Source organism: Mojavia sp. (genome assembly GCF_059505145.1).
The window spans coordinates 235,916-259,591 of the sequence record NZ_JCACKA010000135.1; the positions used below are offsets into that span (position 1 = coordinate 235,916).

A 23,676-nucleotide genomic window follows, 5' to 3' on the forward strand; every position below is an offset into this window, starting at 1 on the left:
CCAGGTTTATTTTTTGGCTTTGAACACACGTGTAGCAATTTCCTAAAAATGAAGTAATATGGCAGCTAAATCAAGCTGTAATCTGTGGAAGTAGGCTTTTTACGCTGTTCTCCTTCAATTTACGAGGTCGTTTTTATTATCATGAACGCGTTTCAACCGTCCAGTCCCCCGCAAGAACCCATACAAAAACCTCGGGTCGCTCCTCGTCCAAAGCGACATCTTCGCCAGAGGTCTCATAAAGTAATGGCTCTGGAAGTGTCAGTCAAGACAGTAGTGAATCTTGCGATCGCAGCGGCAGCAGTTTCTGCCTTGATGCAACTTTTACCTCATCACAGGTTACAGCAAGAAAAATTGCGAGAAATTCGTACTGAAGTCAAGCAGATGGAAGGACGTGTCAATCTTTTGCAGGCGCAATTTAGCCGCAACTTCGATCCCCATCAAGCTAAAAGCATTATGCAACAACAAGGATACCGATTTGATCCTAACCAACGTCAAATCGTGCTGATGAATCAGGATAAAACAGAAGAAGTTGCTCAACCAGAGTCATCACCTTAAGGAAAATAGCGTACTTAAAATTATTAAAGTTATTTACTTTGTAGCTTTGTATCAACGCTTTTTTAGGTAAATTAGCTAACTGTTTATAGTTAATAGCTAATTGTTAAAGAACTGCTTAGTTATCATCTATTAGCCATTAGTGATTAAGGGTTGCTAGGCTCTACGGAAAAATTCAAATAATAACTTTGAATTTTTAATTACCTCAACAACTTAATCTACTCAGGATGCTGAGGAGATAGCAGCTCGTTTAACCAATTTTCTAGTTGTAAACGCAAGCGGCAACCAGGAACATACCTTTTGCCGCTGGGTAGTAGAGTAAGGGCACGACGATAATCAGCGATCGCGCAATTCCAATCCCCCCACAAATGATAGGTTCTGCCTCTCTCTGCCCAAATGTGCCCTTCTAGTTGCCCGAAAAGTAGTGCGACCTCAAAATTCTCTATTGCCTCTTCGTATTGCCCCAAATCGCGCAGGGTAATACCTCGGTTAATCCAGGCCCGAACATGGCTAGGTTTCAAATCAATCGCTCGATCATAATCGGCGATCGCTGCTACTAATTCTCCACAAGCAGCGTAGTAATTCGCCCGGTTATTATAAGCACTAGCCAAACTAGGATTAATCTGCAATGCTGTGTTATAATCAACAATTGCTTTTTGTGTTTCACCACTTTGAAAATAAATCAGCCCTCGGTTGTTGTAATCAACGGCATTTTGAGGATGGCGGTGAATCAGTTGATTTAACAGTGCGATCGCCTCAGCGTAATCTCCTTTTTGAGCCAACTTCAAAGCACAAGAGCGTAAATAACTATCCTCTAAGGCTAATTTCTCACGACCGTTAGCTCGATGCTCTTGATTACCTAACGTATCATTTATAACTAATTTATAAACGTTATTTTGCTGATCTCCAGAAGCCAAAGACGAGATATTACTCATATTATCCTGCACAATACAATTAACTTTTTGAAAGCAAAATATAAATTGTGTTCTGCGGCTAGTTTTGCTAATAGCTCAGTTGTGAGAGTGTCAAGGGATACTCAAAATTCAAAACCCACCGCGGCAAGTGAAAAACTTCGCCCCACACCAATAATTAATCCCCAAACCTGATAATAGATACCTCATCCCCAAGTTAAATTCCAGAAAAAGCAAATATCAATCTTAATGACTAGTCAAGTCGTGAGAGCGACAACTTGGTAGAATGCCAACAAGCCGTTCATTAGAGACTAAAAAGAGAACACAGGAACACGGCAATGCCAAGAATGCAAAAGCAACCTCCTAGCGTTGCTGTGTTTCCCCCTAGTTTTTAGTGCAACGTGGCAACAACTATTTAGGTGAAAAAGCTTGAAAAGCATGTGGAATCAGCAATATCTCTTCAGCTTTCACCATTCCCTAATCTTTTGCTCTGATTTTTAAGGTTTGAAAAAATTTTCTTATGACAACTGCAATTTCTTATCCTAATGCTCCAGATTTAAATGCTGATGATTACATTGTTGTCGGCTTGGCAACCTGCTTTGTCAAGGAAGATGGAGAAGTTCATCAAATCGAAGTTATTGAACCTATACCCTCTGCTGCTTTGGAAGCGCTGTTGAAGGGTATTCCAACCTCCTATAAACTGGCTTGCGCGACAACTTTAGGAACTGTGTTAGACAATGATACGCCGTTGTTGCCAGCAGGCTTTCCAGAGTCGGCTCAAATTGGAGATGAATTTGTGCCACGAGTATTTGCTGCTGCTCGTACCTACAAGCGTCGTGAAAGTGCTAAATCTCTAATTCCCTTGGGTACAAGTTATACAGACTTCAAGTATTCTACTGAACGCAAGCGAGTGCTTAACGCCACCAGAGTAGTTACCAAAGAAGACAACGTTAAACAGCATTCCCACACTCATAAAGTTCTCTGAACTTAGTCATCTGAAAGAATTCTCTGATTAGCTACTATTTACCGCGTAGCTTTAAGAGAATTCAAAAATTTATTCTAAAGGAAATGTCAATTTTCAAAAGTAATGCCAAGCCGTATTAATCGGTTTTATCATATTATTTCATAATATTTTATATATAAACTTTATGAAGAGTTTTGATGTAGTAGTTGTAGGAGCAGGCCCTGCTGGGGGACACTGTGCGAGATTACTAGCTAAAGCTGGCCGCAAAGTTTTGTTAGTAGAACGATATGAAAATTTTTCTGTAAATAGCTTCTCCAGTGCAGGGACTCCTATAGAAACATTGGCAAAGTTTGATTTACCTAATGAAGTAATAGGTAGCTTTTGGAAAGGAATTAAAATTGTAACTACAAATCTTAATGAAACTTGGAAGTCTTCAAAACTTCTTGGTGTAGTTTTAGATTTTTCTAAATTAAAAGAATATTTAGCAAATCAAGTTATAGCCCATGGCGGCGAAGTTTGGATGGGATGTTTTTATCTTAAAAAAGTAGAAGAAGACCAAACTATCATAGTTTTAAAATCAAAAAAAGAAGGAGAGATTAGAGTTACAGCCAAGGTCTTAGTCGATGCAACTGGACCATCCAGGGCTGTAATGTATAACAAAAAAGAGGAGCAGCCATTCTTCTACAGCGGTACAGGAATTGAATACCTGATAGAAGTAGAAGAGGAAGATTATGAAAAACAATGTGACCAGCTAACTTTTTTCCTCGGTCATAAATGGATGCCCAAAGGATATTCTTGGGTATTTCCTATGGAAAAATTTAAATTAAAAGTAGGGGCTGGATCGCTAAATTCTCAACATGAATTAATTCCAAACCCAGAACCTATTAAATATTATATTGAACTAATCATAAAAGAATATATTAAACCTAAAAGCTACAAAATACTTGAGATTCATGGGGGAACCTTAAAGTATAGTAAAGGGCTTAAAGACAATTATTATAAAAATAATATCATAGCTATTGGAGATGCTGTATCAACAGTAAATTTTTTGGGTGGTGAGGGGATTCGACATGGTATGCATAGTGCCGAAATTGCTTTTAAATATATAAATCAATATTTAGATGGGGAATTAGTAGACTTCAAAAATTATCAACAAGAAATGTATAAAGTTTTTTATAAAAAGTGGATAATTTCCGAAAAGCTAGGAATGAAGAAGTATCTGCTTGATAGTGATAGTTTAGTAGACAGATCAATCACTTACCTTAAATTTCTAAATATTGATGAAATTGTAGATTTACTTTTTAACTATAAATTTGAAAGTTTTTCTAAAATATTCTTAATTAGGCTGGCAGTTAAAAGCCTATCATTTTTACGAAAAAGTTTGAGTTTAAGTTTTTTTTCATCTAAATATTAGCAATATCATCACTAGTAAGGCAGGGCATAGCCCTACCTCTACATGGTTTTAACGATAATTTGTGAATTGCAAAGCTACAGGAAAATCTTCTTGCTTCAGACGCTGGATGACAGTTTGTAACTCATCTTTAGATTTGGCAGTCACCCGCACTGCATCACCTTGAATTGAGGCTTGTACTTTTTTAAATTCGTCTCGAATCAGTTTAGAAATTTGTTTGGCAACTTCTTGATTAATACCTTTTTTGAGTTTGATTTCCTGACGTACACGGTTACCGCTGGCTGATTCAACTTTGCCAAAATCAAATATTTTTTGGGAAAGATTACGTTTAGCGGCTTTTTCTCGGAGAATGTTATGAACAGAATCTAAAGTAAACTCACTGTCGGTACTAACATCAATGCTTTGTTCACCTAACTCGACAGTTGTAGCAGTATCTTTGAGGTCGTAACGGCCTTTGATTTCTCGCACAACTTGATCGACAGTGTTGACCAATTCTTGTCTGTCAAATTCGCTCACGATGTCAAAGGAATAATTAGAAGCCATAGCACATTTTGGATTTGAGATGTTAGATGTGAATAGCGATGAGAGCTAGTATTCTTTCACTTTGAAATTTGAATTGCTTACTCCCTCTAGCTATTAACTTGGATGATACTTAAGGCCATGAGAGTGCCAGAGCTAAGGGAGCTAATGGCAAACATCAGCGATCGCAAAGGGGGTATATTCAATATATAAAAAATCGAGTATAGCAACCGAGCTACAACGAAGGCGATTGCTGCCACTGCTGCTGTTGAAGAATTAACGCCTGTAACGTATGCCATCAATGCTGCCGCAGTAAACACTATAAACGTTTCAAAAGAATTCTGGTGTGCCCAGCTAGCTCTTTGAGCGTATGGCGGTAATTTATCAAACATGGCGCGAGGAGCGGACATATCGTAACCGACACGAACACGCGCATAACCTACCAGCAAAAACGGTAGATAAATTAGTACCGCAGCGGCAGCAATACTATATAAAAAAACAGCAGAAACAGGCGGTTGTAGTAGCGTCATCAACCTAATAGATAATTGTCCGTGAATTTTATTTGGTAATGATTAATTAGAAAAACTGATTACTCATTACCATACGGAGTTGCCCATTGCCATAATTACACTTACACGAACTCAGGCTCTCTTTAGTCAAAGTAGAAAAGCGTTACCACTTTTCTTTGTTCTTCTGCATCTCTACAAGTTTGTAGGAGAGTGCGACTATCGTGAAACGCAAAGCAGATCAGTTGCTGGCAGCGGGAAACTATCTCCTTATTGCAAATGTAACTCGCTTCAGCGAGGGAGAGATTATCGTTACTGGGATTTTCTACTAGATGCATTACCTGTTCTAGTTGCTGACGCGATTCATGGGGCTGGCGTTCTAAGCTTTGGGGTAGAATCACCGTCAACAAATTGGGGTCGGCCCGCATTGCTCCCCGGATGGCAGCGGAATTGCTACCTGTCGCGCCAGAGGTGATGACTCGATTGCCTGATAAAACTAAGGCATAGGTCATCATTTCAATCAGATTCTGATGCGTAATTGGGACATGACGCGAACCCAGCAAGGCAATTCGTTTAGAACCTGTTTGCTGGATTGTCGCCAGTTCTTGCGCTAATGTATCGAGGTTGATGAGGTCTGTTGACTGGCTCAAAGATGGACGTAATCAGATTAAACAACCCAGCTATTTTACCAAACAGAGTGTAAGTGCGAAGCCTACTTGAGTTAGACATTGTTACATTTTCTCAAATGTTTGGCTCAGTAGTTGGATGGCTCGGTGTGATCAAGCCATCCAATGCGTTTCGTAACTAATAGCATTCAGGAGAGTTAGATACTGAAACTTGGCTGGTTCTGTTAGTTTTTGTGGATTCTGGAAGTACCGCTTAGATGGTGATAGCGAACCAACTGTACCCTCAGCATTCATAAAACCCTCTAACTGATAACTGAGCATTTATGCTCTGAATTTTTTAGTAGATAAGGCTACGGTAGCGCTGCTGCCGGACTTAACCCTAATTTAGATAGCAAGCGCTCAAGGTCAAAATGCTCGCTCATCAGCTGACGAATGCACTGTACCTTAATCGGTTCGTGAACGCGGACTTGTCCGAAAGTACGATCAACAATTTCTACAGTCGTGAGAGTATCTAAATCAACAGACAAAATGGGGATTTCTAGTTCTTCAGCGCGACTGAGGATGAATGGTGGAGGTGGTAGCTGTCCAGTGAGGATCAGGCATTGGGTAGAAGTTTCCAAAGCAGCTTGCTGAATTTCCACGCGATCGCCTCCTGTCACAACTGCCATATTTCGGCGTTTACGAAAATATTTGACAGCGGCGTTCACATTCATCGCGCCAATTGCTAAACTTTCCACCATCAAATCTAAGCGATCGCTGCGGCAAAGAACTTCAGCATTTAACTGCTTTACTAGTTCGCCAACGCTGACACTGCGTAACAAATCACTTTTTGGTAGCATTGCCAGCACAGGAATGCCCTGCTGTTCTAAAAACGGCCGCAAGACATCTGCTACAGTTTCTAATTGTTCGGTAGGGATATCATTGATTACAGCACCAATCAAGCGATCGCCTACACGTTCTTTAGCAGATAACAGTGCCTCAACCGAAAGCAGCGATTTATAACGTGCTACCAACAATACAGTAGCATCTAATACTTCAGCCACTTGCAGCAAAGATAAGTCAAACAACTTACCTTCTTCCAAATCACCAGCCCCTTCTAGCAACACCAAATCTCCTTGAGGCATTTGCAAATATTGCTGCAATAAAGACTGTTGATAATTGGTTTTATCTTCGCCGCATAAGCGTTTTTGCACACTTACTTCATCCAAAGCCAGCATTGTGGGTACAATACGGCTTTCTGGTAGATTCAGGCTGTGAGTAATCAACTGGACATCTTCTTCAACCACGCTGCCGCCAGATACATTCAAACACGTACCTAGGGGTTTGCCATAGTTAATATCCAACCCTTTTTGCTGTAGCTGATAAGATAAACCTAGGACTGTAGCAGATTTACCGCTATAAGTCTCAGTTGATCCAATCAGCAAACATTTTGCGGATTTTGGCACACATGCACTCCTAATTTCAAAAGGAAGTAGAACCTAGCTTGGTGTTTCCTAATTTTAGGTCGAACTTCGCGATCGCTGTTGCTACAAACCTGACTTCCAGGAGTTATTGCCCAACTATCGAGGGAGTGTAGGGCTGATAATAGGGGCTTTTTCGGGCGATAGGATTACCAATATCCATAATTATTAGTTTTTGGCGCTTAAGGTGGCTTTATTCATCTACACGCAGCAGCTTGCGATAAAAAGCTTGCGAAAAATCGGTTACGCGATGGCGCTTATAGTTGTCCATCAATTCAATTAAATAACTAATAAACTCGAAACTTGCCATCATCAGTTCATAACTTAGTTCAGCATCGCCATCAAACTGTATTCGACAACGCGTTAAGTCTGAAGGTAGGCTGGCAACATTCCAGGTGGCGACAAAGGGAATATTGTCGCTGGCTTCTATTTTGCGCTGTCCTTCCAAAACACCTTTTTGATAGAGACTGATAGCATAGGGTAAAAAATTGCGCTTGCTGCCTTGAATGTAGGGTAAGTAAACACTTGCTTGTTGCTGGCTGGCTGGCTGGAGTTGCTCAATAGACATCGTTGAATATTCCTCAAGTTAGTCGACAACTGGAGATGTCAGTGGGTGTCAATAGTAAGTATTCCCAAAAAGTTTCTGTTTACACATACTAAGGAGATGAAGCGATGGGGAAATTTGGATTTGACTGCATTCCACTAGCACCATGTGATGAAGACTAAACCCCGGTAATCGGATGAGCAATAAAAGCTACTGTGAAGAAATATAAGAATGTCAGTTACAATAGGGTCGCATTGGCTTTTATTGAAGCTGGGGGCAATAACACTTAAACATCCCCTTTAATCAAGGGTGAATGTTGTTACCTGATTTCCAGCTTCTTTATGGGCGTAGACAAATACTGGTTTTTGAAACAAGTAACCTATGCCAGCGAATTTCTGGCCCGAAAACGATTCTAGCAACGAGCTTGATCCGCTCAACTCTCTGTTGTCTGACCTCTCAGCAACCGAGGAGTCAGAGGTAGAGGCAGAACCTTTGTTTCTACCATTCCGGTTTCAAGGACGCAGACGCAAAGCAGCTCTAGTTTTGACTGTTGTCTGGAGTAGCACGATCGCCCTGCATTTAATTTCCTGGGGGTATATATTTGTACTGGGATTGACTACTATCTTAGGTATTCATGCCTTAGAGGTGGTATTTGCCAGACCTCGCCGTCATCTAAAACAAGTAGAGGGAGATTTCCCTTCTGTATCTGTGTTAGTGGCAGCGAAAAATGAGGAAGCAGTAATTGGCAGATTAGTCAAAAGTCTTTGCAGTCTGGAATATCCAGATGGAAAGTACGAAGTCTGGATAATTGACGATCACAGCAGTGATAGCACACCGCAGTTACTAACAGAACTGGCAAAGCAATACAAGCAACTCAAAATTCTCAGGCGATCAGCACAAGCTACTGGTGGTAAGTCGGGGGCATTGAATCAGGTGCTACCGCTGACTCAAGGCGAAATTGTAGCAGTGTTTGATGCCGATGCCCAAGTATCATCAGATCTGTTGCTACAGGTAGTACCTTTATTTCAAAGAGAACAGGTAGGGGCGGTGCAGGTGCGAAAATCAATCGCCAACGCCAAGGAAAATTTTTGGACTAAGGGTCAAATGGCAGAAATGGCCGTTGATACCTATTTTCAGCAACAGCGGACTGCCCTTGGCGGTATAGGCGAATTGCGAGGCAACGGCCAATTTGTCCGGCGCACAGCCTTGGAAAGCTGCGGCGGATGGAATGAAGAAACTATCACTGATGATTTGGATCTGACGCTGCGTTTACATTTAGATAACTGGGATATTGAATGTGTGTTTTATCCAGCGGTAGAAGAAGAGGGCGTGACAAATGCGATCGCACTCTGGCATCAGCGTAACCGTTGGGCAGAAGGCGGATATCAGCGCTATTTAGATTATTGGGATTTAATCCTCAAAAACCGTATGGGGACGAGGAAAAGCTGGGATCTGCTAGTCTTTATGATCATTATGTATATCTTACCGACAGCAGCGATACCAGATTTATTAATGGCGATCGCCCGGCATCGTCCGCCAATGTTAGCTCCAATCACTAGCTTGTCAGTTACTATGTCAGTGCTAGGGATGTTTAGGGGTCTAACGCGGATTAGTAAAGAGCCAAAATCCCAGGTTTCTACATATTTTCTCCTGCTGCTTCAGACGCTACGCGGAACTTTATATATGTTCCACTGGCTTGTGGTGATCAGCAGTACCACTGCCCGAATGTCAGTACAACCAAAACGCCTAAAATGGGTGAAAACCGTCCATACAGGCGCTGAGAAAGTCTAAAGTAAAAAGGATGAAGGAGAAATTTTTCATCCTTCATTTTTTTCTATCTCTAATTAATCATCATCATCATCTGATTCATATACCGACTCAGGCAAAGTAACATTTTCGGACAAGTCTATTGCATTATCCAAGAAGCGGATGATTTGACCGTCGAAAAATTTTGCCAGACATTGGGCTGCGTCTGCAACTTCATCAGTTTGGGAATCAGGTACGGGTGTTTGGGGTTGTTGCGGCGGAGGCAAAGTCTGTACCATCCCCGTATTTGTCGCCACTGGCTCGATTTTACCTGGTGCTGGTGTTGGTTGTGGCGCTGGAGACGGAATTTGCCTCTCATACTTGGATGTAGCTGGCTGCTGAACGCGAGCAGAGTCTTGCGGCGAAGGGTTTCTTCTAGCTGAGGTAGGAGTTGCAGAGGTTACTTGTTCCAGATTTACCTGAACTTCACGCTGAAAAGTCTGTTGGAAAGCTGCCTTCATCATCGGCAGATCAGATTTAAGTTTTTCATACCATTTTGCACCTCTAACAGCAACACGCGCTACTGCCCCGTTAAACTCTATTAGCTGGCACATTTGCCCTAGTAAAGCTTGCCTGGAAGGTGGAAAATTAGCACACACCTGTTGCCAAACCTGAGTTAAGTCATAGTGTGCTTCTTCAACAGCTTCTGAGGTTACTGGTTCAATTATTGCAGGTGGGGCAGGAATAGATACAGGCTCTGGGGTGGGTGGTGAAACTGAGTTAGCCGCTAAATTGTGATTTGTTGGCGGATAAGAAACTTGGTGATTTTGGGTAACTGCCGGAGGACTCTGATTTGTTTGTGAATCAACTGGAGGCGGTGCAGAAACTTGGTGATTTTGAGCAACTGCTGGAGAATAGCTGGGAGATACAGCAGCTGTGTTAACTCGCGGTGAGATAGTTGAGGCTTGTGGTTGAACATTCGCACTCGGTAACAATCCGAGGAATGTTACCTCCAACCACAAACGCGGTTGAGTGGTGTTTTTAATTTGCAGTTCTGCTTCTCGTAGGTGTTTCTGTCCCACCAAAATTGTACTTATTTCTAACTGTTGGGCACACTCAACTAGTGCTTTCCAGGTTTGCTGAGTACAAGCAACTAAATCCTGACGATTAGGGGCAGTTTTGGCAATGAGTAAATCACGGTAGAAAGCAGCAAGATTTTGGAGAATAGTTAGCGGTTCTCGACCACGATCTAAGATTGCTCTAGTAGAGTCTAAAACAGCCTCTGGGTGATTTTGAGCGATCGCACCTAAAAGCGCCAATAAATCTCGTTCACTGACCGAACCGACTAAATCCCAAACTTTCTCCGGCGTTACCTCACCAGCCAACAGTGCTAATTGATCAAGTAGGCTTTCTGCATCGCGCAATCCTCCTTGAGCAATTTGGCCTACCAAGGTTACAGCTTCTGGCGAAATATTAATATTTTCTTTGCTGGCGATCACACTCAAATGCTTCACCATCGCCTCTAATTGAATGCGTCTAAAATCAAACCGCTGACAGCGAGAAATAATTGTTGGCAATACTCGCTGGGGATCGGTTGTCGCTAAGACAAAAACTACGTGTTTTGGTGGTTCCTCAAGTGTCTTCAGTAACGCATTAAATGCTTGGTTACTGAGCATATGACACTCATCGATCACATAAACCTTGTAGCGACATTGCACAGGGGCAAACTGTGCCTTTTCGATAATTTCGCGGATATTATCGACACCAGTGTTACTAGCTGCATCGATTTCAATTACATCTAAAGAGTAGCCCTTAGTGATTCCCTGACAAACATCGCACACGCCACAGGGTTCAGCAGTGGGTTGATTGCTTTGTAGACAATTGAGAGATTTGGCTAGAATCCGGGCGCTAGAGGTTTTTCCTGTACCTCTGGGGCCGGTAAACAAATAAGCAGGAGCGATTTTGGATGAGCGGATCGCGTTAGTGAGGGTGGTAGCGATCGCCTCTTGACCCACTAGTTCCGCAAAACTCTTTGGGCGATACTTGTGGTGCAGGGGTTCGTAAGACATGGATTGCAGCACCCAGGCGAGTTCGAGATTTAACTATTCTAAACTACCCAGAACTAAACGCTTTGCGTCATTGTAGTGGCCTTCTATTCTAACAAATGAGCATTCTTGGCTGTGAGTAGCCTGACCAATTGGGGCAGCATTTCTACATTAATTATTGACTTGATTGACGCTATAGTACAGTGCGATCGCTACAATCTTAGGGTAACTAATACTCAATGGTGCAGCAGATGCTCAGGCGGCTTGTTCAGTGGCTTAAAAGATTTTTTCAGCGCTTGTTTGGTGGGAAACAAACTCCCTCCCAAGCTAGGAGAGATGTCCCAAAAGAACCAGCGCCACCGCTAAGTGATACAGATCTGGAATTTCTCTTCAACGAACTTCTCGAAGGAGTGCATCAAGCACGAGGACAAGCGTGGGCGCAGAAGTGGCTGCATAATATTGAACATCGCATTACAACTGAACGCTGGGTGGAATGGTTACGGCTGTTAGGTGAAAGATTGCTAGCATCTCCTACACCTAATAACGAATTGGCGGCGCGACTGGTACAACTGGGTGAGTTGGGTGTAGGTGAAGTCGGAGACGTTGCCTATGATATTGGTATGCAAGTTTTGACACGCAATCAAGGCGAACCAATCTGGGAATATGCAGGGCCGGATGCTGTCAGCAACCCATCGCTACCTGAAGAAAGCTATCCGATAGCAGGTGAAGCAGATACAGGAGAAAACCTTTTACAAGGAGACTACCAAACCATTACCTTGGAAGAGTTGTTTATTATGTTGCAGCAGGATGAACAATTATGTCAGCAGGTCGCCCAACAGTTGGGGCTGGAGACAGATGATCCGCAAGTTATTGTCCAAGCACTGGTCAATCAATTTTATGCTGCTAATGAATCAGCTACAGATCAAACAGAATCTTAACTTGACTGGGTTTAAGACAAAAAAGCTCAAAGTCCCGTCTGCACTATCTCAAGGTAATTAACTTAGGTGTAGCGGAAGATACTAACTACAACAATTGTGTGTACTTTTTTAAAGATTTACAGAAACAGGCGTTGGGTTTTTACGTAATTCATGATCTTTTTATGACAACGCTGGCTACAATCTAGGTTAAACAAAATCCAAGAGTGTGGCAGATGCTCAGGCGTCTAATTCAGCGGCTTCAAAAACTTGTACAGCGTCCCGATGAAAACCAGCAGAATGGTTCTCTAAATGCTGCAAACGGATACAGGGTGGTAGGGTCACCACCCGAATTGACTAATGGGGATCTAGAACTTTTATTTACCCAACTGTTGGAAGGAGTGCATCAGGCACGAGGAAAGCAGTGGGCGCTAAAGTATCTGCAACGGATGGAAAATCGCATTAATGAGGATCGCTGGATAGATTGGCTGTTGAGCTTTGGCGAAAAATTATTCAATTCACCTGCACCAAACCAACATTTAGCATCCCAGATGATACAACTGGGCGAACTTGGTATTGGCAGAATCGGAGAACTTGCTTATGACATTGGCATCAGGCTGTTAACGCGAAACTCAGCAACATATTATGAAGAGATTGAGGAGCAAGATCATCCAGTCGAGTTTGATGAATTTGAAACCACAACGCCCGAAGAAAGCCTTTTAAACACTCCTGGGCAGGAGTTGATGCGTAAGCTAGGCGAACGGTTATGGGAGTACGAGGAGGAAGAGACTCAAACCACAATCCCATTACCCGAAATGGCCTCTGTTGAGGAAGCATGGACGGGCAATATAGAGGAAGTGTTATGGGAATATCAAGGCGAAGATGCCGAAAATACAACGTCACCGACTCTCCCCATTACTTCACAAGAAGATGCGATCGCCAAGTTATTAGATCTGTTTTCTGAATCGGTAGCAGAACAAGCTGAGGAAACAACAATCCCAGATGATACTCTCGCTTCTATTACAGAAGAAACGGAAGCTGAAGAAGATGAAATCGACAAGTTATTTGAGATTTTCTCAGAGCCAGAAGAGGAAACCGAAACCACAGCCTTAGATAATATTCTTACTCCCTCTCCAGAAGACGCGCTCCTCACTTCTTTTATAGAAGAGAATATTCAGATTCCACCCACACAAGAAGAAGAAAGACCATTAGAAGAACAGAAGTGGGATAAATCTTTGGCGAAATTAGAGCCAAAAGTTGCAGACGCTTTTGATGAGTTGTTGGTGAGGTTAGATCAGAGTACCAACCTAGTCCAAGAACTTGCTTCCGAACTGGCAATTCGTAAGAAGAATTCGCAATTAGTTACTGAGCCAAAAATTGATCGGGCGCAAGCATGGTTTTACCAAGGTCTTCAGCAAGCCAAAACTGGAGATTTATTAGGAGCGATCGCATCCTACGACCAAGCCATAGAACTAAAACCTAATTTTTATGAATACTGGTTTAATCGAGGCTTGACATTATTTCATTTAGAACATTTTGTAGAAGCTGTCGCCTCATACGACAAAGCCATAGAATTGAAACCCGATTTCTACAAAGCTTGGTACAACAAAGGTGGAACTTTAGGTGAATTAGGAGAATTTGATCAAGCGATCGCTTCTTTTGAACACGTCATTGAAATCAAACCCGATTTCGCAGATGCTTGGTCTAGCCGAGGTTTAGCACTGCTGAAGTTAGGGCGATTATGGGAAGCAATTTCCAGTTACGACCAAGCCCTACTTCTGCAACCAGAAGATCAGGAAAACTGGTATTACCGAGGTATAGCTTTGGCTGTGGGCGAGCAACATGAAGATGCGATCGCATCTTACGATCAAGCTCTTGAAATTCAACCCGACTATCATGAAGTCTGGATTGATCGGGGTGTAGTGCTATTTAATTTAAAACGTTGGTCAGAAGCAATCACCTCTTGGGATAAAGCACTCTCAATTCAAGCCGACTTTTACTTAGCTTGGTATAACCGCGGTGTGGCGTTGGATAACTTAGGACGCCGTGAAGAAGCTATTACTTCTTACCGTAAAGCTATAGCAATTAAACCCGATTTCCACTTAGCTTGGTACAACCAGGCGATCGCGCTGTTTCATTTAGGGCGGTTTGCAGAAGCGATCGCCTCTTATGACAGTGCTTTGCAAATTAAACTTGACTATTGGGAAGCTTGGATTGGTCGCGGTACTGCTGCTGGCAGTTTAATTCATCCTGAGACTTTGTTAAGTTTGTTTACTGGCATTACATCTACAAATCAAGCATTAAAGCAAGGCGGCTATGAAGGAAAATTAGCTAGCTACGAGGAAGGCTTGAAATACGTTCGCCCGGACACTCACCCTGAAGGATGGGGCAGATTACATCTGGCGATCGCTAATACTTATTATGAACAAGGTAAGAATAATTCCACACCCCGCAGTCATTGGCAAAAAGCTGTAGATGAGTACAATCAGGCACTATTAACGCTCACCAGCGAAGATTTTCCTCAGTTACATCTAGAAGTATTGCAATCTCTAATCAAAACACTTGTAGGTTTGGGCGAAACAGAACAAGCACAAGAATTACAACAATACGGTAGCGATTTACTTCAACAATTGCTGAGTGAATCAACTCGCCCTGATGATAGTAAAAGACAGCTAGCCCTGAAATTTGCAGGATTTGGGCAATTAGCTGTTGATTTAGCTGTAAACTACGGTGACTTGGTGGAAGCTTGGGAAATTGCCGAACAAGGTAAAAATGCTTGTTTAAACTGGCTACTTTTGGGTTGGGAGGAGCAAACTTACGCACCAAACTATTCTGCAATTCAGCAGTTGCTCAATCCTAAAACAGCAATTATTTATTGGCACATTAGCCCAACTTCCCTACAAACCTTTATTCTTAAAGACGAAGCTCCTTCGCCCATCCTCTTGTTTACACCTATACAAGATGAGGGGGCGATTCACTTAGGAGAAGCTCCTATAGGTTCGCATGAATTGCGCCTACCTGAAGCAGTCAGACGTTTGATGGCCTTTGAAGATTGGCTACAAGAATGGAATCAACAATACCAGGAATATAGCAGCCAATCTCAAGACAAACAGCATCAAAGCAACCATTCCTGGTACATGGATATGGAAGCAAGGCTGTTACAGCTAAAAAATATCCTCAACATTTCCACAATCGTTCAGGAACTCGAAGGCATTACTCAATTGATTTTAATGCCCCACCGCGACTTGCACAGATTGCCTCTCCATGCGCTTTTTCATCTCTGTTCCCCTATTCCAGAAGATTGGCCAACTGTCGAGGCTAATTGCACCATTACTTATCTGCCAAGTATCCAAATAGGATTAACAGCAAAAGCTGAACCAGCATGGCATAAACAAAATCAATTCTTACTTAGTGTGGAGCATCCCAACACCACAGGTTATCCTCCACTGAAATTTGCCAAACTGCAATCTGAAATTGTTAGCCAAATGTTTGCTAATTGCCAACGTATTCAGGGAGAACAAGCTAATAAGAATAATGTCCTAAATGCCTTAACTGATGATTACAATGTATTTCACTTTACGGGGCATATCATTAACAATTTCAGCGAGCCGAAGAAATCAGAATTGGCTTTAACCGATAACGACAAACTTACTTTAGAAGAAATCTGCCAACAAACTTTAGTCAGTTACAACCTGGTTACATTATCGGCTTGTGAAACTACAACTATTAGCAATCCCATTATCACCAACGAATATGTAAATTTAGCTTATGCTTTTCTAAGTGGTGGAGTTCCTCTGGTTATAAATACTCTTTGGACTGTAGAATCGTTTGCCAATGACTTAGTAATCATAGAATTTTATCGACGGTTACAGCCAGATAAATCGGCAGCAACTACATTAACTGAAGTCACAACATGGTTGAAGGAAATAACTGCAATTGAACTGACTAAATGGTATGAGAATTTATTAAATAATTTACATTATGATGATTTAAAAGTTAGGACGCATATAGCAACGCAAATGTATAGAACTAGTAAAATTACGCCTGAACAAAAACTTTTCTCCCACCCTTACTACTGGGCAGCATTTACAATTACAGGTAAATCAAGTTAGATTGCAATAAATTTTGTAGGTTGGGTCGAAGCATGAGGCGTAAAATCCTCATTAATAGTTTTCTTGCATAAGTTTATGTTTTTTATATAAAACCACAGATAAACACAGATAAGCACCGATATTTATCTGTGTTTATCTATGTGCAACTGTTCTTTTACTAATATTCGGATTTTTGCAATAAGTCTATTAATGAACAAAAATTTAATGATTACAACCCATTACCAATCAATATAAAGGGTGCCCAATAGTAGGGATGACGAAACTCATTTGCAGCCTCAGTAGTTGAAGCATTAGCTTGCTTCTTACCATTTTCTAAATAATCACCTGTGAGTAAGGCAAGTTGTGCTTTTTGCAAAGCTTCAGCTTTTGTAGTATTACCTGCTTGTAATACTTTATAAAATACATTCATTAAAGCTTGGGTTCCGCCATCAGATACAGACCACAATGAAGCAATAGATGCTTTGGCTCCTGTTAATTGAATCTGGTATCCTAAACCAATAATTTCTTGCCCATTACCTAATTTATCGCCTAAACCAGTTTGGCAAGCACTCAAAACTACTAATTCTACATTTGGTAAAGACCAATTTTCTATATCTCGTAAAGTCGCACGTTCTCCATTGCCAAATAAAATAAATGAATCTTCTGGACTACCTTTAACAAGTAACCCATGAGTCGCCAAATGAACGATTTTGTAATCATTCATCTGAGGAATTGTGGCTGGAGGGTTGAAATTATTATCTAATAATATTTTAGTCCCTGGGATTGTTTTAGCTAAAGTTTCTACTTCCTGTTTAGCAAACTCTAAACCACTAAATATCTCTTCACGACTGCCAAATTTTACTGTGTAATCACCTTTTGTAAAAGCACCAGCTAAAATTTTGATATTTTTCTCTGGTTTGTTATCGAATTTAGTTAAGCTAGCAGATGTAATATTGTTAATAATAAAACGTTGTATCAACCAATCTTTGCCGTCATATAATGCTGCCAAGGGAACATATCTTAATTGCCCATCCGGTGCATAAATAATTGATTTAATATCTGCTTGTTTTAGGTCATTTTCTATTGGTTTAATTAACCAATTGTATAACTTATTTGCTGGATTTTTAACATTTTTATGTGTAACTTGAATTGTTTGGCGAAACTCATGAATTACCTTATTTAACTCTTCTTGCTTAACTGGTACTGTGCGATGAATTGGCGGTGCATCTGCCGTAACAATGACTAACTCTAATCTATCTTCTAAAACTAACGGATAAAGTAAGACTGCTTTTTGATTTAACTGGCGCAAATTCTCCCGAATAGAGTTTAGCTGTCTTAAACTAAGATTTTCTTGTCCAGAAGCCACTGATAATTGCTGAACTAACGCTACTACAGAAGGACTTTTAATAAACTTGTTAAACTCAGCAGTAATTTGTTGCTCTAGTTTCACTAATTCGGCAATACGCTTTTCTTGCGTTGATGAGCGTTCTTTGGGATTCATTTGTCGCAAACTTGTAAGTTCTTTACCTAAAAGAATTGCTTTGTCTTGTAGGACGCTGTATTTTTGAGAAATCTCTTGCTCTTGAGGTCGTAAAGGCAGCTTTTGTTGCGTTTCTGTATTAACTCCTCTTTGAGGATTCCCTACTTTGGGAGTATTTACTATTTTTTCGGAACTTCCACGCCAATTACCAATAAAATCATTTACTTCTTGGATTTTCAATAAATCTAAAACTTGTTGAGCTTCTGCGGAACGATTTTGCTTGAGTAATAAGTCAGCTAATCGGCGATATCTTTCAGCAACAGTTTCTGTGTAAGATTGTTGAATATCACTGGGTACAACGCGTAAATTTTGACGAATTGTTTCGGTAAGGTTGACTGATTGTTTGTAGAATCCGATCGCTAGTTGCGGTTGATTTTGGCTAGATAGTACATCTCCCAGATATTTCAGAGTTGCAGTCTCACTAATTTTGTCGCTAACTTCGCGGTGTATTGCTAAAGCTTGCTGATAAAGTCCTAAAACTTTTTCATATTGATTTTGTTTTTGGTATATCTGTCCAAGATTACTAATTGTTACACCTTCGCCAGTGCGATCGCCTACTGCTTGATAATTAGTCAAAGCCTGCTGATTGGACTCGATTGCTTGGCTATATTTACCTGTATTACTATAAACACGCCCAATATTATTGAGAGTTACAGCAATACCTGCTGGATATTTGTTAGCTTTATAAATATCTAAAGCTTGTTGATATAGCTTAAGTGCTTGTTCATATTTACCTTGGCTAAAGTAAATTTGTCCAATATTGTTGAGGTTAAGTGCTTCGCCTTGAAATTGAAAGGAGTCTTTACCAAAAGCATCACCAACATTAGCGCGATTAGTAACTTGTTGCAAAGCTTGGGGGTTTTGTCCCAAAGCATCATAAAGTAACTTTATATCTTGTTTAGTTGCTCCCTTATATTCACCAGTGCGAAATTTTCTATAAATAGTTGAGGATTTTTCCGCCAAATCTAAGGATTTTTGGTATTGACCTAAGCTAAAGTATGCACCTGCAAGGTTATTTAAAATTGCTGCTTCTGTGCCATAAAAGCAAGTTAATTTCTCTTTATAGCAGAAGTCTTGGACAGTGCTTAAAGCTTTTTGATAAGAGTCTAGTGCTTGAGTGTAGTTACCTAAATTGATGTAAACGACTCCAATATTATTTAGAGTATCGGCGCTACCAATATGATCGCTATTTGCTTTTTGTATCGCCAAAGCTTGTTGATAAAAATCCAGAGCCTTTTGATACTGACCCATTCTGAAGTACAATGCCCCCGTATCAGTGAGCATAATTTTTTGGCTGGTAGAGTAGCTAGAGTCTTTTGGATTAGCTGCTTGCAGTTCTCTAAGAATGCCTAAGGCTGGTTGATAAGCATCTAACGCTTTTTGATACTGACCCAAATTGGTATAAGCTTCGGCTATGTAGAAGAGAGATATCCATTGATCGCGTGTTTGTTTGCGAATCGCTAAAGACTGCTGCAAGAACTCCAGCGCCTTGGTATATTCACCTTTACGCAGATACACATATCCAATATTGTCAAGGCTGTTGGCTTCCCCGGCTTTAGCGCCGTATTTTTTGAAAATAGCTAACGCCTGTTGGAACATTTCTAACCCTGCTTGCAAGTCCTCTAAACCAACTAAATCTTTGTAAACCAGACCTGCACCGTTATTATTGAGAGTAATTGCCTCTGTAATCTTTTCTTCTTGTGTTGACGTTGGTGCTTGGGCTATAACTTGTTGTGAAGTATGAAATATGAACGTTGGAGAAGTTAAGCTGAGTAGAAGGGTTGCAGCAATTAGACGTAGTTGCATAAACAAAGTTTTTATGTCTAATGGTTAAAATAACTACAGTTATAACCCATACTTCAACGTTTATATTTAACAATCAGCCTACTAGTTTTCGCGTATGGATTTTGATAATCAGTTAGCTGGTTTTTAACAATTTCTTCAGATAAAAAGCTGAACTCTTCGTATAGATTACAGAGAATTTATCAGCGATTGCGCGGAGCGTAGCGCCAAAGGCGATCGCAAACTCCAACTCTTGAGTTCTGAGGACTGAGTTGAGTAAAGTCGGAAATCCCTATGCTTTTAACTCAGCAATCACTACTGTTTAAAAATTCAGCGCAGCTAACGACGCAGCTACAATAGTACCCTAAAGAAAGATTATGCCCAGTTTTTGATTTTTATGACTTCTGCTACAACCGTAAAAACTGAGTACGAAGCGATTATTGGTTTAGAAACCCATTGTCAGCTGAGTACCAACACCAAGATTTTCTCTACCAGTTCTACAGCATTCGGTGGTGACCCCAATACTAACATCGACCCAGTTTGTATGGGTTTACCTGGCGTCTTACCTGTACTCAACGAAAAAGTCTTAGAATACGCTGTCAAAGCAGGTTTGGCATTGAATTGCCAAATTGCAAAATATAGCAAATTTGACCGTAAACAGTATTTTTATCCTGATTTACCGAAAAATTACCAAATTTCTCAATACGATCTGCCAATTGCAGAACATGGCTGGTTAGAAATTGAGTTGGTAGATGCTGATGGTAATCCTACCCGCAAACGCATCGGCATTACACGTCTGCACATGGAGGAAGACGCAGGTAAATTGGTACACGCTGGAAGCGAACGTCTTTCTGGTTCTACCTATTCTTTAGTAGATTACAACCGCGCAGGTGTGCCATTGGTAGAAATTGTCTCAGAACCCGATCTGCGTTCTGGACAAGAAGCTGCTGAATATGCCCAAGAACTACGCCGAATTCTACGATATCTCGGTGTGAGTGATGGCAATATGCAAGAAGGTTCTCTACGCTGTGATGTCAACATCTCCATCCGTCCTGTAGGACAAGAAGAGTTTGGCACGAAAGTAGAAATTAAAAACATGAATTCATTCAACGCCATTCAACGGGCGATTGAATACGAAATTGAACGCCAAATTGCCGCAGTAGAAGGAGGCGATCGCATTATCCAAGAAACACGTCTGTGGGAAGAAGGTTCGCAACGCACAATTAGTATGCGGACTAAGGAAGGTTCTAGCGATTACCGCTATTTCCCTGAACCAGATTTAGCACCAATAGAAGTTTCCCCAGAACAATTAGAACATTGGCGCAGTGAATTACCAGAACTACCTGCACAAAAACGCCATCGTTATGAAACTGAGTTGGGGCTTTCGGCTTACGATACGCGAGTGTTGACAGAAGATCGTCCAGTAGCTGATTATTTTGAAGCCGCGATCGCCGCAGGTGCAAATCCCAAAGCGGCTGCTAACTGGATTACTCAAGATATTGCCGCATATCTCAATAAACAAAAACTCACTATTAGCGAAATTGCCTTGACTCCCAACAATCTAGCTGATGTGATTACTAGGATTGAACAAGGTAAAATCAGCAACGCACAAGCTAAACAAAAGTTACCAGATTTGCTTGCAGGAATTTCTCCTGAAAAAGCTTTTGCGGGACAAGAACTAATCGCCGATCCTAGCGTGTTAGAACCCATCGTTGATGAAGTGATAGCCGCAAACCCCAAAGAATTAGAAAAGTATCGCAACGGTAACACTAACCTCAAAGGCTTCTTTGTTGGGCAGGTTTTGAAAAAGACTGCCAAACGTGCCGATCCTAAGCTGACTAATGAATTAGTAGAAAAGAAACTAAATTCTTAGCTTTCCTTTCAACCAGATCGCACAAACAGAAAAGCTTGTTCTGTGGTGCTGAGTAACGAGTAATGACTCCTGAACAAAAGGAACTACTAAATTTATTTACTCTTTTTACTCAGCACTCAGCACTCAGCACTCATTTAGCGCCTTTCTTCACACAAGCATTATAAAAAGAGTTTATAAAGATGGGTCATACCCCTTGGGCTTAAATTGCTAAAGTCTGTTATCAGTTGGCAGTCTATGTGCTAAATAGCTATTGAAGAAGCTATCTTTATACTTATTTAAACATTTTGAGTCAAAATTTGATAGCAAATTATACAAAAGAACTATTTATGGGGTATTGCCCCACATTCCAAAAATGTTACATTGTGATATTTAAATGCACCCTGATGATTTGGAGAGTTCCTAAGTGACTCTCTTTTTTGTTATAGTTCTAGAATTATCTTCATTATAAATTTGAAAAAAGAACCTAAAAGTTGGGTGTTGACACTCATGCAAAAAATGATATACTGTGCTATGTAGATGCACCCTGATGATCTGGAGAGCTGCTTAAGTAGCTCTCTTCTTTATTTTTATGTAGACTCGTGTTAACCTCAAGACCAACTTCATCAGTTTTTCATGAAGAATCTATTAAGAGGGTCTTGCCCTTAGAATAAGAAGTGGGTATAATATGTTATGTAGATGCACCCTGATGATCTGGAGAGCTGCTTAGATAGCTCTCCTTTTTCAATTTTTATGAAGTCAGCTTCAAGCATCTGGCATCAACTGAGTAGTATTAATAACTAACAACTGCTTACTAACTGATGAGTAAGACTTGATATAATCGCCAGTCAAGCCACTATAGAGTTGTGGGGTAAGAATCATGGCAGACTGGCAAGAAATTACTGGTGGTATCACAGCACCAAGGGGATATCGGGCAGCAGGAATTACCGCAGGTCTCAAACCTTCGGGATTGCCCGATTTAGCTTTGATATTGTCAGACGTGGAAGCGATCGCGGCTGGTGTGTTCACCACTAGCCAAGTTAAAGCTGCCTGCGTAGATTATTGTCGCCAACGTTTGCAAGCCAAGCATAGTGCTAGGGCGATTCTTTGCAATGCTGGACAAGCAAACGCCGCCACAGGTAGCCAAGGCTGGTTAGATGCCCTAGAGTCAGCTATGGCATTAGCCCAAGCTCTAAACATTCCTAGTGAATCTGTATTATTGGCTTCGACTGGGGTGATTGGGCAGCGAATACCAATGGATAAACTCAAAGCAGGAATTCCTCAACTGATAGCCGCACTATCAGAAACAGGTTCCGATGCAGCTGCCAAGTCGATTATCACCACAGACTTAGTGCCCAAATCTATTGCCCTAGAAACAATTATCGGCGATCGCCCAGTGCGGATTGGTGGCATTGCCAAAGGTTCTGGCATGATTCATCCCAACATGGCAACCATGCTGGCATTTGTCACTTGTGATGCAGCTGTTTCACCAGCCCTTTGGCAACAAATGTTGAGTCGGGCGGCTGATAGAAGTTTCAATTCGATCACCGTTGATGGTGATACCAGCACCAACGACAGCTTAATCGCTCTAGCAAATGGGCAATCTCGCACCCCAGCCATCATGGAAATGGGACACGAAGCGGAAAAATTAGAAGCGATGTTAACAGCAGTATGTCAGCATTTAGCCAAAGCGATCGCCCGTGATGGCGAAGGCGCAACTTGTCTCATCGAAGTGCAAGTGACTGGGGCCCATGACGAACTCTCCGCCCGCCAAATCGCCAAAACCATTGCTGGGTCATCCTTAGTTAAATCTGCAATCTTTGGCCGTGACCCCAACTGGGGACGCATCGCCGCCGCCGCCGGACGTGCAGGTGTACCCTTTGAGCAAGATAATCTGCAAATTAAGCTTGGAGATTTTTTACTTTTAGAAAATGGCCAACCTCTGCCATTTGACCGTGCAGCAGCGAGTGCATATTTAAAACAAACCGCTGCCGATTCTTCCCTACCCCAAGACTTCGTTGCTACAAATAATAGTAATGATTTGTCAGTGGATAGAAGCAATATTAAAGCGCAAAGGGTAGACAATCCCGTAATTATTGCACTTAGCGTGGGTAATGGTCATGGTTCAAGTAAAGCTTGGGGTTGTGACTTGAGTTATGACTACGTAAAAATTAATGCCGAATATACAACTTAAATATTAATTACAATATTAACCA

17 protein-coding genes are annotated in these 23,676 nt (G+C 41.3%); 8 read left to right on the forward strand and 9 right to left on the reverse strand.

All coding sequences use genetic code 11. The features are described from left to right. Positions 1-141 precede the first annotated feature (141 nt). On the forward strand, positions 142-555 hold the full coding sequence (locus AC5JL8_RS36700) for a slr1601 family putative cell division protein (protein ID WP_495884603.1): 414 nt from the start codon (positions 142-144) through the stop codon (positions 553-555). 215 nt (positions 556-770) lie between these two features. Here AC5JL8_RS36700 and AC5JL8_RS36705 read toward each other — a convergent pair whose 3' ends face one another. Next, positions 771-1,487, reverse strand: coding sequence for a tetratricopeptide repeat protein (locus AC5JL8_RS36705; protein WP_495884604.1), 717 nt, complete (start codon positions 1,485-1,487; stop codon positions 771-773). Between the two features lie 496 nt (positions 1,488-1,983). On the opposite strand from AC5JL8_RS36705, the gene AC5JL8_RS36710 reads away from it, so the two are divergent. Both AC5JL8_RS36710 and AC5JL8_RS36715 read left to right on the forward strand, forming a co-directional pair. After that, positions 1,984-2,448, forward strand: coding sequence for a hypothetical protein (locus AC5JL8_RS36710; RefSeq protein WP_495884605.1), 465 nt, complete (start codon positions 1,984-1,986; stop codon positions 2,446-2,448). Positions 2,449-2,611: 163 nt separating this feature from the next. Next, positions 2,612-3,841 (forward strand): FAD-dependent oxidoreductase, encoded by a 1,230-nt coding sequence (locus AC5JL8_RS36715; protein WP_495884606.1) that lies wholly within the window; start codon positions 2,612-2,614, stop codon positions 3,839-3,841. A 48-nt stretch (positions 3,842-3,889) separates the two neighbouring features. On the opposite strand, the gene AC5JL8_RS36720 is transcribed toward AC5JL8_RS36715, so the two are convergent. The 6 genes from AC5JL8_RS36720 to ebsA all read right to left on the reverse strand — a co-directional run bounded on the left by AC5JL8_RS36720 (position 3,890) and on the right by ebsA (position 7,517). Beyond that, a complete protein-coding gene (locus AC5JL8_RS36720) occupies positions 3,890-4,381 on the reverse strand; it encodes a YajQ family cyclic di-GMP-binding protein (RefSeq protein WP_495884607.1) in 492 nt (163 codons plus the stop codon). 86 nt (positions 4,382-4,467) lie between these two features. Next, positions 4,468-4,887 (reverse strand): MAPEG family protein, encoded by a 420-nt coding sequence (locus tag AC5JL8_RS36725; protein ID WP_495884608.1) that lies wholly within the window; start codon positions 4,885-4,887, stop codon positions 4,468-4,470. A gap of 122 nt (positions 4,888-5,009) precedes the next feature. Then, complete coding sequence (locus tag AC5JL8_RS36730; RefSeq protein ID WP_495884609.1) at positions 5,010-5,513, reverse strand: DNA recombination-mediator protein A; 504 nt, start codon at positions 5,511-5,513, stop codon at positions 5,010-5,012. Positions 5,514-5,642: 129 nt separating this feature from the next. Then, positions 5,643-5,783, reverse strand: coding sequence for a hypothetical protein (locus AC5JL8_RS36735; RefSeq protein WP_495884610.1), 141 nt, complete (start codon positions 5,781-5,783; stop codon positions 5,643-5,645). 56 nt (positions 5,784-5,839) lie between these two features. Continuing rightward, positions 5,840-6,934, reverse strand: coding sequence for a phosphotransacetylase family protein (locus AC5JL8_RS36740; protein WP_495884611.1), 1,095 nt, complete (start codon positions 6,932-6,934; stop codon positions 5,840-5,842). Between the two features lie 208 nt (positions 6,935-7,142). Further along, a complete protein-coding gene (ebsA, locus tag AC5JL8_RS36745; protein WP_495884612.1) occupies positions 7,143-7,517 on the reverse strand; it encodes a type IV pilus biogenesis protein EbsA in 375 nt (124 codons plus the stop codon). Positions 7,518-7,874: 357 nt separating this feature from the next. Between ebsA and AC5JL8_RS36750 the strand changes: the two genes are divergently transcribed. Beyond that, the gene (locus tag AC5JL8_RS36750) at positions 7,875-9,284 is read left to right on the forward strand and encodes a glycosyltransferase family 2 protein (RefSeq protein WP_495884613.1); all 1,410 of its coding nucleotides are present in this window, start codon (positions 7,875-7,877) and stop codon (positions 9,282-9,284) included. A 53-nt stretch (positions 9,285-9,337) separates the two neighbouring features. Here AC5JL8_RS36750 and AC5JL8_RS36755 read toward each other — a convergent pair whose 3' ends face one another. Beyond that, positions 9,338-11,308 (reverse strand): DNA polymerase III subunit gamma/tau, encoded by a 1,971-nt coding sequence (locus tag AC5JL8_RS36755; RefSeq protein ID WP_495884614.1) that lies wholly within the window; start codon positions 11,306-11,308, stop codon positions 9,338-9,340. Between the two features lie 227 nt (positions 11,309-11,535). Here AC5JL8_RS36755 and AC5JL8_RS36760 point away from each other — a divergent pair, with 227 nt between their 5' ends. Together AC5JL8_RS36760 and AC5JL8_RS36765 are read left to right on the forward strand one after the other, a co-directional pair. Further along, the gene (locus tag AC5JL8_RS36760; protein ID WP_495884662.1) at positions 11,536-12,222 is read left to right on the forward strand and encodes a hypothetical protein; all 687 of its coding nucleotides are present in this window, start codon (positions 11,536-11,538) and stop codon (positions 12,220-12,222) included. A 212-nt stretch (positions 12,223-12,434) separates the two neighbouring features. After that, entirely contained in the window at positions 12,435-16,310 is a 3,876-nt protein-coding gene (locus AC5JL8_RS36765; protein WP_495884615.1) for a CHAT domain-containing protein, read from the forward strand. A 208-nt stretch (positions 16,311-16,518) separates the two neighbouring features. On the opposite strand, the gene AC5JL8_RS36770 is transcribed toward AC5JL8_RS36765, so the two are convergent. Next, positions 16,519-19,635, reverse strand: coding sequence for a CHAT domain-containing protein (locus AC5JL8_RS36770; RefSeq protein ID WP_495884616.1), 3,117 nt, complete (start codon positions 19,633-19,635; stop codon positions 16,519-16,521). Between the two features lie 373 nt (positions 19,636-20,008). Between AC5JL8_RS36770 and gatB the strand changes: the two genes are divergently transcribed. Together gatB and argJ are read left to right on the forward strand one after the other, a co-directional pair. Next, complete coding sequence (gene gatB / locus AC5JL8_RS36775; RefSeq protein ID WP_495884617.1) at positions 20,009-21,484, forward strand: Asp-tRNA(Asn)/Glu-tRNA(Gln) amidotransferase subunit GatB; 1,476 nt, start codon at positions 20,009-20,011, stop codon at positions 21,482-21,484. 856 nt (positions 21,485-22,340) lie between these two features. Continuing rightward, positions 22,341-23,654: a bifunctional ornithine acetyltransferase/N-acetylglutamate synthase gene (gene argJ / locus AC5JL8_RS36780; RefSeq protein WP_495884618.1), complete on the forward strand. Its 1,314-nt coding sequence runs from the start codon at positions 22,341-22,343 to the stop codon at positions 23,652-23,654. Positions 23,655-23,676: the final 22 nt, after the last annotated feature.

Coding starts and splice junctions, on each gene's coding strand:
- argJ (WP_495884618.1), top strand. CDS start 22,341: ATGGCAGACTGGCAAGAAATTACTGGTGGTATCACAGCACCAAGGGGA.
- gatB (WP_495884617.1), top strand. CDS start 20,009: ATGACTTCTGCTACAACCGTAAAAACTGAGTACGAAGCGATTATTGGT.
- AC5JL8_RS36700 (WP_495884603.1), top strand. CDS start 142: ATGAACGCGTTTCAACCGTCCAGTCCCCCGCAAGAACCCATACAAAAA.
- AC5JL8_RS36750 (WP_495884613.1), top strand. CDS start 7,875: ATGCCAGCGAATTTCTGGCCCGAAAACGATTCTAGCAACGAGCTTGAT.
- AC5JL8_RS36755 (WP_495884614.1), bottom strand. CDS start 11,308: ATGTCTTACGAACCCCTGCACCACAAGTATCGCCCAAAGAGTTTTGCG.
- AC5JL8_RS36715 (WP_495884606.1), top strand. CDS start 2,612: ATGAAGAGTTTTGATGTAGTAGTTGTAGGAGCAGGCCCTGCTGGGGGA.
- AC5JL8_RS36765 (WP_495884615.1), top strand. CDS start 12,435: ATGCTCAGGCGTCTAATTCAGCGGCTTCAAAAACTTGTACAGCGTCCC.
- AC5JL8_RS36725 (WP_495884608.1), bottom strand. CDS start 4,887: ATGACGCTACTACAACCGCCTGTTTCTGCTGTTTTTTTATATAGTATT.
- AC5JL8_RS36760 (WP_495884662.1), top strand. CDS start 11,536: ATGCTCAGGCGGCTTGTTCAGTGGCTTAAAAGATTTTTTCAGCGCTTG.
- ebsA (WP_495884612.1), bottom strand. CDS start 7,517: ATGTCTATTGAGCAACTCCAGCCAGCCAGCCAGCAACAAGCAAGTGTT.
- AC5JL8_RS36770 (WP_495884616.1), bottom strand. CDS start 19,635: ATGCAACTACGTCTAATTGCTGCAACCCTTCTACTCAGCTTAACTTCT.
- AC5JL8_RS36735 (WP_495884610.1), bottom strand. CDS start 5,783: ATGAATGCTGAGGGTACAGTTGGTTCGCTATCACCATCTAAGCGGTAC.
- AC5JL8_RS36710 (WP_495884605.1), top strand. CDS start 1,984: ATGACAACTGCAATTTCTTATCCTAATGCTCCAGATTTAAATGCTGAT.
- AC5JL8_RS36705 (WP_495884604.1), bottom strand. CDS start 1,487: ATGAGTAATATCTCGTCTTTGGCTTCTGGAGATCAGCAAAATAACGTT.
- AC5JL8_RS36720 (WP_495884607.1), bottom strand. CDS start 4,381: ATGGCTTCTAATTATTCCTTTGACATCGTGAGCGAATTTGACAGACAA.